This is a genomic window from Gemmobacter lutimaris (assembly GCF_003570715.1).
Lineage (GTDB): Bacteria > Pseudomonadota > Alphaproteobacteria > Rhodobacterales > Rhodobacteraceae > Gemmobacter > Gemmobacter lutimaris.
In genome coordinates, this window is the sequence record NZ_QXXQ01000015.1 from 36,927 (window position 1) to 49,180 (window position 12,254).

General features: G+C 63.6%; 12 protein-coding genes. 6 read left to right on the top strand and 6 right to left on the bottom strand.

Features of this window, described 5'->3' with window-relative positions:
- From D2N39_RS18805 to D2N39_RS18830, 6 genes are all read left to right on the top strand, one after another.
- A complete protein-coding gene (locus tag D2N39_RS18805; RefSeq protein ID WP_119136339.1) occupies window positions 1-1,275 on the top strand; it encodes an aspartate aminotransferase family protein in 1,275 nt (424 codons plus the stop codon).
- A gap of 60 nt (window positions 1,276-1,335) precedes the next feature.
- Window positions 1,336-2,097, top strand: coding sequence for an electron transfer flavoprotein subunit beta/FixA family protein (locus D2N39_RS18810; RefSeq protein WP_119136340.1), 762 nt, complete (start codon window positions 1,336-1,338; stop codon window positions 2,095-2,097).
- The gene (locus D2N39_RS18815) at window positions 2,097-3,008 is read left to right on the top strand and encodes an electron transfer flavoprotein subunit alpha/FixB family protein (RefSeq protein WP_119136341.1); all 912 of its coding nucleotides are present in this window, start codon (window positions 2,097-2,099) and stop codon (window positions 3,006-3,008) included. Before D2N39_RS18810 ends, D2N39_RS18815 begins: the two co-directional genes overlap by 1 nt.
- Window positions 3,009-3,023: 15 nt before the next feature.
- On the top strand, window positions 3,024-3,338 hold the full coding sequence (locus tag D2N39_RS18820; protein ID WP_119136342.1) for an ABC transporter permease: 315 nt from the start codon (window positions 3,024-3,026) through the stop codon (window positions 3,336-3,338).
- Between the two features lie 24 nt (window positions 3,339-3,362).
- Entirely contained in the window at window positions 3,363-3,686 is a 324-nt protein-coding gene (locus D2N39_RS18825; RefSeq protein ID WP_119136343.1) for a 2Fe-2S iron-sulfur cluster-binding protein, read from the top strand.
- 77 nt (window positions 3,687-3,763) lie between these two features.
- Window positions 3,764-4,987, top strand: a complete 1,224-nt coding sequence (locus D2N39_RS18830; RefSeq protein ID WP_119136344.1) for an NAD(P)/FAD-dependent oxidoreductase — start codon at window positions 3,764-3,766, stop codon at window positions 4,985-4,987.
- Window positions 4,988-5,315: 328 nt separating this feature from the next.
- On the opposite strand, the gene D2N39_RS18835 is transcribed toward D2N39_RS18830, so the two are convergent.
- The 6 genes from D2N39_RS18835 to D2N39_RS18860 are packed head-to-tail and all read right to left on the bottom strand — an operon-like array spanning window position 5,316 to window position 12,179.
- Entirely contained in the window at window positions 5,316-5,675 is a 360-nt protein-coding gene (locus D2N39_RS18835) for a RidA family protein (RefSeq protein WP_119136345.1), read from the bottom strand.
- 16 nt (window positions 5,676-5,691) lie between these two features.
- Entirely contained in the window at window positions 5,692-6,408 is a 717-nt protein-coding gene (locus D2N39_RS18840) for a DUF3726 domain-containing protein (RefSeq protein WP_119136346.1), read from the bottom strand.
- Window positions 6,408-8,081 (bottom strand): hypothetical protein, encoded by a 1,674-nt coding sequence (locus D2N39_RS18845; RefSeq protein WP_199725301.1) that lies wholly within the window; start codon window positions 8,079-8,081, stop codon window positions 6,408-6,410. Before D2N39_RS18845 ends, D2N39_RS18840 begins: the two co-directional genes overlap by 1 nt.
- A gap of 51 nt (window positions 8,082-8,132) precedes the next feature.
- On the bottom strand, window positions 8,133-9,680 hold the full coding sequence (locus tag D2N39_RS18850) for a BCCT family transporter (protein WP_119136347.1): 1,548 nt from the start codon (window positions 9,678-9,680) through the stop codon (window positions 8,133-8,135).
- Between the two features lie 37 nt (window positions 9,681-9,717).
- Window positions 9,718-10,731, bottom strand: a complete 1,014-nt coding sequence (locus D2N39_RS18855; protein WP_119136348.1) for a membrane dipeptidase — start codon at window positions 10,729-10,731, stop codon at window positions 9,718-9,720.
- Window positions 10,728-12,179 (bottom strand): aldehyde dehydrogenase family protein, encoded by a 1,452-nt coding sequence (locus D2N39_RS18860; RefSeq protein ID WP_119136349.1) that lies wholly within the window; start codon window positions 12,177-12,179, stop codon window positions 10,728-10,730. The genes D2N39_RS18855 and D2N39_RS18860 overlap by 4 nt, the downstream gene beginning before the upstream one ends.
- Window positions 12,180-12,254: the final 75 nt, after the last annotated feature.

Genomic DNA, 12,254 nt, shown 5'->3' on the forward strand with positions numbered 1-12,254 from the left:
ATGCCCGACAAGACTCTGATGCAAACCTGGGCCGCGCGCGCGCGTGCTGTCCTGCCTGCTGGTGGCTTTGGCAATTTCGACCCGTCGATTTTCATCCGCGAGGGCAAGGGATCACGGATCTGGGATGAGGATGGTAGGGAGTATGTCGATTACCTGATCGGCTCCGGACCAATGCTTCTCGGTCACGGCCATCCCGAAGTACTGGAGGCGGTGGCCGAGCAGCTTCCCAAGGGCATGACGTTCTTCGCCAACAACGCAGCCGGCGTAGAACTGGCCGAGGAGATTTGCCGTGCAGTTTCTTGCGCAGAGCAGGTTCGGTTCCTGTCTTCGGGCGGAGAAGCGGACATGTATGCCATGCGCCTGGCCCGCGCCTTTACCGGCCGTGACAAGATCCTGAAGTTCGAGGGCGGCTATCACGGCATGTCCGCCGAAGCGCAGATGAGCCTTGCGCCGACACAGCTGGTGAACTTCCCGCAGGCGGTTCCCGACAGCGCCGGCATTCCCGAGGCGGTCCGGGGCGAGATGCTGATCGCGCCGTTCAATGACCTCGACTACCTCGAAAGCCTTCTGGCCGAATACGGTGATCGGGTTGCCGGCATCATCGTCGAGCCCCTGCAGCGGATCATCCCGCCGGCACCCGGTTTCCTTGAAGGCGTACGGGCGCTTTGCGACCGCTACGGCATCGTCCTGATCTTTGACGAGGTTGTGACCGGCTTCCGCTTTGCCTATGGCGGGGCGCAGGAAGCCTATGGGGTCACGCCAGATCTCTGCACGCTCGGCAAGATCATTGGCGGTGGCTTCCCGCTGGCTGCTGTGGCGGGCCGGAAGCCGATCATGGATCACTTCGACAAGGCCATCGTCGGGCCGGAGAAATGGCTTATGATGCTTGGCACGCTCTCGGGTAATCCGGTTGCGGCAGTGGCCGGCCTCAAGACGATGGAGATCCTGCGTCGCACCGGAGCGTTCGACACGCTCCGCAGTCACGGCGAGCGGCTCCAGTCGATGTTCCGCCGGCATCTCGACGCTGCGGGCGTTCCGCATCGGATTGTCGGCCATCCTACCCTTTTCGATGTGGTCTTTGTTGACCGTGAAGTGCGGACCTATCGTGATGTGCTGGCTGCCGACCAGAAGAAGAACGGTCGGTTCAACGCGGTTCTGCGTGAGAACGGAGTATTCAAGTCGCCGGGCAAGGTCTATCCGAGCCTCGCACTGACCGAGGCCGATTTCGAACTGACAGAGCTGGCCGTTCAAAGGGCCGCCGCCGCGATCGCCTGACGGGCGAGGTGACCCGGCGCGCCAGAAAGTGACACCAGGAAGAGACAAGGAATACCAACCATGAAGGTTCTCGTGCCCGTAAAGCGGGTGATCGACTACAACGTGAAGGTCCGCGTGAAGGCGGATGGATCGGGTGTCGATCTTGCGAATGTGAAGATGTCGATGAACCCCTTTGACGAGATCGCGGTGGAAGAGGCGATCCGGCTGAAGGAGAAGGGGGTTGCGACCGAGGTTGTGGTGGTGTCGATCGGCGTGAAGCAGGCGCAGGAGACGCTGCGGACGGCGCTGGCGATGGGAGCGGACCGGGCGATCCTGATCGAGGCGGCGGCGGACGTGCACACCGACATCGAACCGCTGGCGGTGGCCAAGCTTCTGGCCGGCGTGGTCAGGGACGAGGCCCCCGGCCTGGTGCTGGCCGGCAAGCAGGCGATCGACAACGACATGAACGCCACCGGCCAGATGCTGGCGGCACTTCTGGGCTGGTCGCAGGCGACCTTCGCCAGCGAACTGGCGGTCGAGGGCGACAAGGCGACCGTGACGCGCGAGGTTGACGGCGGCCTGCAGACGATTTCGGTCAAGCTGCCGGCGGTGGTCTCGGTCGATCTGCGTCTGAACGAGCCGCGCTATGCCTCGCTGCCGAACATCATGAAGGCCAAGGCCAAGCCCTTGGCGACCAAGACGCCGGCCGACTACGGCGTCGACGTCGCGCCCCGCCTGACGGTGGTCAAGACGACGGAACCCGCGGGCCGCAAGGCCGGGGTCAAGGTCGGCTCGGTGGACGAGCTGATCGCGAAACTGAAAGACGAAGCGGGGGTGATCTGATGGCTGTCCTTCTTCTTGCGGATGTGAACGGTGGCCAGCTTGCCACCGATTCGGTTGCCAAGGCGTTGACGGCGGTGGCGGCCCTGGGCGAGGTGCACCTGCTGGTGGCCGGTCCGGCCTCGGCCGCGGCCGAGGCGGCGGGGCTTGCCGGGGCGGCCAAGGTGCTGCACGCCGAGGACGCGGGCCATGGCCTGGCCGAAGGGCTGGCCGACCTGGTGGTCAGCCTGGCCGGCGGCTACAGCCACATTGCGGCGGCGGCGACGCCCTATGCCAAGAACGTGCTGCCGCGGGTTGCGGCGCTTCTGGACGTGATGGTGCTGTCGGACGTGACCGCGGTGGTCGATGCCGACACCTTCGAACGGCCGATCTATGCCGGCAACGCGTTCCAGACGGTGAAATCCTCGGACAAGGTGAAGGTCTTCACCGTGCGCACCGCGGCCTTCGCGGCCGCCGGCACGGGCGGCTCGGCGGCGGTTTCGCCGGTCGCGGCAAAGCCGTCGGACCTGTCGGCCTGGGTCGAGGACAAGGTGGCGACCTCGGACCGTCCGGAACTGACCTCGGCGGGGATCGTCGTGTCGGGCGGGCGCGGCGTGGGCAGCCAGGCCGACTTCGCGCTGATCGAGAAGCTGGCCGACAAGCTGGGCGCGGCCGTGGGCGCATCGCGCGCGGCGGTCGACTCGGGCTACGCCCCGAACGACTGGCAGGTGGGCCAGACCGGCAAGGTCGTGGCGCCGCAGCTGTACGTCGCGGTCGGCATCTCGGGCGCGATCCAGCACCTGGCGGGGATGAAGGACAGCAAGGTCATCGTCGCCATCAACAAGGACGAAGAGGCCCCGATCTTCCAGGTCGCCGACTATGGCCTCGTCGCTGACCTCTTCACCGCCGTGCCGGAACTGATCGAAAAGCTCTGAGCGGGTGGGCTGTCGATGAACATTAAGGAGGCGGCGCAGGACCTTGGCGCCAATCGGCTGGAGACGTTCTTTCTGATCACGCTCCGGCAGATCAAGCCTGGGGTGATCGCAGGCGGGCTATTCGCCTTCATCATGTCATGGATCAACGTTGAGGTCAGCATCTTCAATTCGACTGTGGAACTGGTGCCGATCCCGGTGAAACTGTTCAATTACATCCAGTACGATGTCGATCCGCTCTTCGCGGCACTTTCGGCTGTGACCATTTACGTCGCTTTTGGTGTCGTGTTCGTAATTGATGCGCTTATTGGAATCGACAAAGCGACAAACTGATAAGACCGAAGGAAGTCGACTGGCATGCCAAAGATCACTTACATTGAACATGGTGGAAAAGAGCACGTTGTAGAAGTCACGGCCGGTCTGACGGTGATGGAAGGCGCGCGGGACAACGGGATTCCTGGAATAGAAGCCGATTGCGGCGGGGCCTGCGCCTGCTCGACGTGCCATGTCTATGTCGACCCTGCGTGGATGGACCTTCTGCCCGCGAAGGAACCGATGGAGGAAGACATGCTCGACTTCGCCTACGCCCCCGATCCGCTGCGTTCCCGGTTGACCTGTCAGATCAAGGTCACGGACGCGCTGGATGGGCTCGTCGTGCAAATGCCCGAAAAGCAGATCTGATGGCTGCCAGGCCGGCTTTGGAACTGACTGTGCGGCTTTGATGACTCAATTGAACTCATGACGGGAAGGTATTGGGAATGTCTGGCATTGTCGTGATCGGCGCAGGGCAGGCGGGTGCCTCGCTCGTGGCCAGGCTCCGGGGCGTCGGATATGGGGGCCAACTGACCCTGATCGGAGCGGAACCGGTTCCACCCTATCAGAGACCTCCATTGTCCAAGGCGTACCTGAAGGGCGATATGGACCCCGAGCGCCTTTTTGTGAGGCCGAAGAACTTCTACGCCGATAACGGCATTGATCTTCGACTTGGCCAGTGGGTGAGCGACATCGACCCCGCTGCCAAGACCCTAAAGGTTGGCGGAGACGTGCTCGCCTATAGCCAGCTGGCTCTTACAACCGGTTCCATTCCACGACGCCTGCCGGCACGGATCGGGGGAAGCCTAGGCGGTGTGTACGTCATGCGCGGCTTGGCCGACATTGATGCAATGGCACCGGAATTCGTGGAAGGCCGGAGGCTTTTGATCGTGGGAGGCGGCTACGTCGGGCTCGAAGCCGCCGCAGTCGCCACCAGCCTTGGCCTTGAGGTTACGCTCATTGAGGCCGCGCCGCGTATTCTTCAGAGGGTGGCGTCTGCGGCAACGGCCGACTACTTCCGCAAACTCCACACAGACCATGGGGTGCGAGTACTCGAGAGCACCAAACTGGATCATCTTCTTGGTGATGACAGAGTGCGAGCAGCCGTATTGGCGGACGGAAGGGAGATCGCCGCCGATTTCGTGCTGGTCGGGGTTGGTGTGGAGCCAGCGACCGCCCTTGCAGAAACGGCCGGTCTCAAAGTTGAGAACGGCATCTGGACAGACGCCCTGGGCCGAACCTCGGATCCCTCAATATGGGCCGCAGGCGATTGCGCCTCGTTTCCGCACAGCAGCGGGCGCATGCGGCTTGAGAGCGTTGGACACGCAATCGATCATGCCGAATGCGTCGCCCAGAACATGGTTGGCACCGGCATGACCTATGTCGCGAAACCCTGGTTCTGGTCTGACCAGTACGATACCAAGCTCCAGATCGCCGGGCTGAATTCTGGATACGACCAGGTGGTTGAACGGCTCGGCCAAGGTGGCTCTGCCTCAGTTTGGTACTTCGGGGGAAAACGGCTATTGGCCGTCGACGCCATGAACGACCCGCGGGCCTACATGGTCGGCAAGCGGATAATCGAGGCGGGCCAAACTGTTCAGCCCAATCTGGTGCGGGACCCAACCACGGATTTGAGAACGCTGGCTCCGTCAGCCATTGGCAGTTCATAGCATCCACTGTGACTTGATCTCCCTGCAGACCGGTAACGATCTGCAAACTGCGGCACCTTTGGGTGCCGCTTCTTTTTGAGCGGGGTGATCAATCCTGTTCATCGATTCCGGTCGTAAACGCATGCACGCTCGTGCGGCTTGGATCATTGCCAGCCACTCGAGCATTCACAAGCCTTGAGTGATGCTTTGACGGCCTATCCATGCGCAGCCGTTGGAGATACAAGGGCTGACCCGGCGCATCAGCCGGGTCTGTTCTATTTCGCGGCAGAGTCTGCGCTCCCAAATCGGCATCGACCAGCAGCCGAGCGGAGATCAACCGGATGTGAGCCTAAAGACGCCTAGGATTACGGGCGACGACGATCATCTCGACGCGCATACCTGCACGCGCCAGAGCAACGCCACCTGTCGCCCGGGCCGGAGGGTTGCCCAGATCGACCCAGGCGTCCCAGACGGCGTTCATCCCAGCGAAATCCGCCATGTCGGCCAGCCAGACCTGGACCGACGCGATGTCGGCCTTGCTGCCGCCCAGTTCTGCCATCACGGCATCGACATTCGCCAGAACCTGCCGGGTCTGGGTCGTGATGTCCGCCGTCAGATCGTCGGGCACCTGCCCGGCCAGAAAGACGATGTCGCCGACCGTGACGGCCTCGCTCATGCGGGGGCCGGGATTGAGGCGGGTCAATGTCATAATTCTTCCTTCGGTTTCAGTCATTGTCGCTGACCATCGCGCCAGCGCCCCGGCGCGAGGTTTCGGATGCCGGAACTGTCGTGCGCATTGACAGCGCGTTGAGTCCGGCTAGCGTCTCTGCCGAGAGAGGGCACATGTCGGGGGCAGGGGGCGCGATCTTGTGTTCCGCCCGGCACGTCACCAGCACAACCTGTGCTTCCTGCAGCTTGGAAAGCGCGGTCAGCTGTGCCGGATCCACCTCACCGTCGGCCGAAATATAGGCCTTTTCGCCGTTCCAACCGATTTCGATCGCCGCATTGATCGCCTTGGCGATTCGCGCCAGATGTGGAACGGCAAGCACCGGATGACGCAACGCCCCGACCATGACAGGCGCGGCAGAAACGCCTTCCGGCAGGCCCGCGTGGTCGTCAAGCGACGCGCCGGCCGTGATCGGGCAAAGCGCGCGCCCGTCCTGCGCCGCCCAGATCCGGCCAGAGATGGTCAGGGCACCACCTCCCGCAGGCCGCGCCGCAAGATGGGCCAGCAGGGCCGCCGGACCATCAATACTGCGGGCAGCCAACCAGCCGGCCGCGAAGCCGGCTTCCTCGGCCAGCCCCCATGGCATGCCGGCACCGCGTGCGGCCTTCAAGCACAGGGTTTCCACTTCGTTGCGCGACAATCGGGTCAGCAGCGCGGGATGTTCGGGAAAGGTCGTCGCCGAGGCTGTCGGATCATGGGCTTCCGTCAAGGACATCACCGACTCCTCCCGGCCATTTCATCGGGATAGGGCATGTCCTGGAACATGCTGATACGGACCCATTTGTCGGACCGCGGATCAAAGCGGCTGGCGCCGAAGAAGGCCAGCTTGCAGCGCATCAGGTCGATGGGCAGCATGTCCTTGCCGATCAGGTTGTCACGCACTTCGGCGAAGGGGTGGCCTTCGGCAATCTGCACCCGCCGAGCAGCATAGCGCTGGCCGGGGTGGCGCATCAGGAAGGCGGCGACGGTCGTGTCACCGTCTTCACCTTGAAGTGCGATGTGCAGCTCCTGCACCAGCCGGGCGATGCAGAGCGGTTGTTCCAATTCGGCACCGTCTTCGCTGTGACGTTCGCCCAACCGCGGTTCGAGCTTTTCCTCAGACACATACCAGAAGCGGGCATCGTTCGCGGAATCACGGAAGTCGATATCCAGCGCCCAGCGGAAATGCTCGCGGATCAGCCGACGCAGGGTCTCGACGGTCATTGCACCATCGATGCGCGCTGCAATGGCCTCGTCAGCGGACATGGTCGGGCCGAGATCGTCGATGAGCTTTCCATGCGGTTCCAGCATCAGGGACAGAAGAGCCTCTTGCCCCTCCAGCGTCAGCGTCACCTCGCCCCAGCGCCAAAGATCGTCCCACGGATAAGGTGAAGTTCGGGGCCAGTTCGTAAGCTTGCTTGCTATCAGGTCCAGATCGGCATCGAGATCCTTCAGCTTTGCAACCTGGATGGGGTGCTCGGACTGCCACAGTCCGGCGTTGCGACGGGCCTCGGCCAGCGCAGCATTCAGGGACTGAATGGTGTCGCCATCGGCTGTCGGCAGGGCGCGGACGCGGGCTAGCGCTTCTTCCCGTGCGCGCATCCAGTTGTTCATGAGAACCGGATGGCGCACAAGGAACGGTGCCATGCCGAGGCCGGTGGAATTACCAACGCCAAGGCTGCGGCGGGTGGCAGGATCCAGCCGCGCCGCGCGCTCGCCGCCCCTCGATGCCGCCAGATGTTCAACAAGGTCGGTGGTGAACTGGCGGGTAAGCCAGACGCTGAGCATCTCGGCCTGGAAAGGGGCCGCCATTTCCGGCCGGTCGGCGATGATCGAACGGTCGGCGGCGCCGAACTTGCCCGCGCCATAGACGGCGGTGGTGCGCATCAGATAGCCGACGGTGGCGACCTCGGCCGGGTCGGGCTGTTCGCCCTGCGCCAGCCGGTCAACCACATGTGCAAACAGCCGGACGGAGCGGTTGGCGCGGCTGAGCGACAGCTCGTGCGGGGTGATCCGGCCCGCCTCCTGCAGGGGGACATTGGCTTCGAGCCGCGCAATATCCTCGCGCGTGGGGTTACCATCGAACAGGGCAAAGGTCGCGTCCCAGGCGGTGGCAATCACTCTGTCGGACCGCATCTCGTCAGGCAGGTCATGGGCAAAGGCCACCAGGCTGTAGGTGCGGACGGGGCCGATGGCGCGATAGACCGCGCGGCCGACACCCTTCGCATTGATGTCCCACAGCGGGCGGTCAAAGCGCCAGCCTTCGCTTTCCATTCGGCGCAGCAACTGGCGCAGGAACGAAAGCCGCGTCGGATGGGCGGCCCCCATGCGAGCAAGCGTCATCACTTGATCTGGCGAACGGCGGAACCGGGCCAGATCGCCGGTCGGTTGGGGCAACATGCGGTTCATCTTCTTCTCCGGTTCCGTATGGCCCGGGGGCTGGCGCCCCCGGGCGAAGACTCAGGCCTTGCGGCCCAGCATCAGGGTGATTCGCAGCGCGTCCCATAGCGATGGCAGCAGGATGATCGATACCGGAACTGCCGTCACGACGATGAAGCTTTGCAGCTTGCCAATGCCGCCCGACCCGGTCGAGATCAGGATTAGCGCCATCACCCCCATGGCAATCCCCCAGAAGGCGCGCAGCGCAACTGAGGGTTCGCCCTCGGACATCGCCGCCGAGATCACATAGCTCATCGAATCGCTGGTGGTGGCCACAAAGATCATGGTCAGGATCAGAAACAGGATCGACAGGATGAACCCGGCCGGCATGGCGCTGGTGATTGCCAGCAGCGCGGCGGGCAGGTTGAAGCCCTCGAACGGTCCGGCAATGACCCCGGGCGAGGCCATTTCGAAGGCGATGCCCGACCCGCCGATAATGGTGAACCAGAAATTGGTGATCATCGGTGCCGCAATTGACAGCATGAGGACGATCTGGCGGATCGACCGGCCACGGCTGACCCGGGCGATGAAGATCGCCATCAGCGGACCATAGCCCATGAACCAGCCCCAGAAGAACACGGTCCACCAGCCCAGCCAGCCGGGTTCGCCGAACATCCCCGCCTCGCCGCGATACATCGACATCTGGAAGAAGTTCTCAAGATAGACGCCCATGCCGCCGAAGAAGCTGGTCAGCATGGCCGTGGTCGGCCCGAATACCAGAAGGAAGACCAGAAGGCCGAGCGCCAGGATCACGTTCAGCGTGGACAGCATCTGGATACCCTTGGCCAGGCCCGAAATGGCCGACAGCGTATAGACCGCGACCAGCGCCATGATCACCACGGCCTGCGTGGCGAAGGTATCGGGAATGCCGGTCAGGGCATTGATGCCATAAGACATCTGCAGACCAAGGAAACCGATCGGCCCGACCGTGCCCGCAACCACGGCGACGATGCAGGTGGCGTCCGCAATCAGGCCGATGGGACCGTTGATCGCCCGGTCGCCGAACACGGGATAGAGCAGCGTGCGCGGCGCCAGCGGCAGGCCTTTGTCATAGTGGTAATGCATCAGCATGACGCCCGAAAGCGAACCGAGGATCGCCCAGGCCAAAAAGCCCCAATGCAGAAAGCTTTGCGCCATTGCAATATTGGCGCGGGCCTGAAGATCGGTCGGCGCCTCGCCGAACAGCGGCGGGGTGGACAGGAAATGCGCGATCGGCTCCCCTGCGGCCCAGAACACGCCGCCACCGGCCAGCAGCGTGCACATGATCATCGACGCCCAGTTGAAGGTCTTGAACTCGGGCATCGACAGCCCGCCAAGGCGCGCGCGACCGCCAGGCAGCGCGCAAAGGACAAGGCTGATCAAGAATGTGGCCAGCATCAGGATCTGCCAGTAAAGGCCGAAGTACTTGGCCGAAACGGCAAAACCCCAGTCAACCGCCGCCGAAAGCCCGTCAAGGTCCACCAGCGCGTATAGGCAAAACAGCAGGATAAACCCACCCGACAGCGCGAACAGCGGTCTGTTGATCCGCTGCAGGGCGCTGCGTCCTCCCTCCATCGAAATATCTGCCATGTCGTTCCTCCCTGAACGTTGTGTCATGGGGCCGCCGTCAACCGACAGCGCGCCTCGATAGTGTTTGTGGCATCTCAGCGGGGCCGAAACTGATCTCAAAAAAGCGATGCCAATTGCCGCCCATCACGCCGTCGATAGCAGCGAGATCCAGCCCTGCCGCCTTGAGCCCCGCGCGGAGGCTGCCGAAATCGCGGTTGTCGTGGAACCATGCGGGCATCGGCGGAAACCCCGGCGCATCGGCACTGCCTTCGCCGTAATCCACCGTCTTGGTCCAACGCCCGGTTCGCATCCATTCGACGATGCTGTCGGGCTGGTCTTGGCACAGATCGGTACCGATCCCAACCTGACGGGGACCGACCAGATCCAGCGCGCGGGCCACCATGTCGCACCAGTCCTGAAGCGTGCAGGCGCTGCCGCCCTTGAGGTGATGCGGATACACCGACAGACCCAGAAACCCGCCGGATTGGCCAAGCGCGCGCAGCAGCGTATCCGACTTGTTGCGCAGCGCCGGGTGCCAGCTGTGCAGATTGGCGTGGCTGATGGTGATCGGCCGCGTCGAATGCTCAATCGCCTCGCGCGTGGAACGTTCGGCCGAATGGCTCATGTCCACGACCATGCCGACGCGGTTCATCTCGGAAACCACGGCGCGGCCCATGCGGGTCAACCCGCTGTCGGTGTCTTCGTAGCAGCCCGAGGCCAGCAGCGACTGATTGTTGTAGGTCAGTTGCATGAACCTCAGGCCTAGCGTGTGCAGCACCTCGACCAGGCCGATGTCGTCCTCGATGCAGGACGGATTCTGCGAGCCGAAGAAGATCGCGGTGCGCCCGGTGTCGCGGGCGCGGCTCACATCGGCGGCTGTCCGCCCCTGAAAGATCAGGTCGGGGAACAGCTCGAACCATCGGTTCCAGCGTTCGATCACCTGCACCGTCTCGCGGAAGGTCTCGTGATAGGTGATGGTGACATGCACCGCATCCACGCCACCGGCGCGCATCTGGCGAAAGATCTTTTCCGACCAGTTGGCGTATTGCAGGCCGTCGATCAGCGGCGTCATTCCGGCGCCCCCGCGGCGACATAGGCGGTCTTCACGCTGGTGTAGAACTCGGCTGCGTAGCGTCCCTGTTCGCGCGAACCAAAGCTGGACGCGCCGCGTCCGCCAAAGGGCACATGGTAATCGGTGCCGGCGGTCGGCAGGTTCACCATGACGCAGCCCGCCCGCATGTTGGCGCGGAAATGACTGGCGCGAGAGAGGCTGCGGGTCATGATCCCGGCGGTGAGGCCGAACTGGCTGTCATTGGCGATGGACAGCGCCTCGGCATAGTTGTCGGCCTTGATCAGGCAGGTAATCGGGGCGAACATTTCCTCGCGGTTGACGGTCATGTCATTGCGGGTTCCGGCCAGCACGGCAGGGGCCATGTAATAGCCCTGGGTCTCGCGTTCCACACGGTCGCCGCCGCACAGCAGCTCGGCGCCCTCGGCGCGGCCCTTTTCGACATAGGCGAGGTTCTGGGCAAGCTGGCTTTCGCTGACCACCGGGCCAATCTGGGTGCCGTCTTGCAGCGCGTGGCCGACCTTGAACGCCTTGGCCGCCGCGACCAGCCGCTCCGCGAACTGGTCATGGATCGCGGAATGCACGATCAGCCGGCTGGCTGCGGTGCATTTCTGCCCCGTCCCGCCAAAGGCCGCATTGGCGGCATGAGTGACGGCCAGATCCAGATCACAATCGTCCATGATGAGCATGGGGTTCTTGGACCCCATCTCCATCTGCACCTTGGTCATGTTGGCCACGGCTGCGGCCGCGATGCCGCGCCCGACACCCACCGAGCCGGTAAAGCTGATCGCATCCACCTTGGGGCTTTCGACCAGCCGCTGCCCGACCTCGCGGCCCGAACCCAGCACCAGGTTGAACAAGCCCGGCGGAATATCCTGCCGCGCGATGATTTCGGCCAGCGCGACCGCACTGGCGGGGGTCAGGTTGGCGGGCTTCCAGACCACGGCATTGCCAAAGGCCAGCGCGGGCGCGATCTTCCATGCTGGCGTCGCCACCGGGAAATTCCACGGGCTGACGATCGCTACCACGCCCACCGGCTCGCGCCGCACGTCGATCTCGATGCCGGGGCGCACGCTTTCGGCCAGATCGCCCTGATTGCGCAGACATTCCGCCGCGTAATAGGTAAAGAACTGGCCGGCGCGATAGGTCTCGCCCTTGCCCTCGGCCAAGGGCTTGCCTTCCTCGCGCGCGATGATGCGGCCGATTTCCCCGGCGCGGGCCATCAGCTCGGTGCCGATGGCCATCAGCACGTCATGGCGTTTCTGGATGCCGGCCGCCCACCAGACCGGCTGGGCCGCCCGCGCCGCGTCCAGCGCCTGATCCAGCTGCTCGGCGCTGGCCTGGTCATAATGGCCGATCAGGTCCGACAGGTCGGACGGGTTGCGGTTCTCGATCGTCGAGATGCCGGACTGCCAGCGGCCCGCGATATAAAGATGCTGATTCTGGGTCATGGCGCCTCACTTTCCTTTGCATCCGGTTTAGGGCGCGCCTATCAATTCAGGCAATCTTGAAGTTCTGAATGAAAT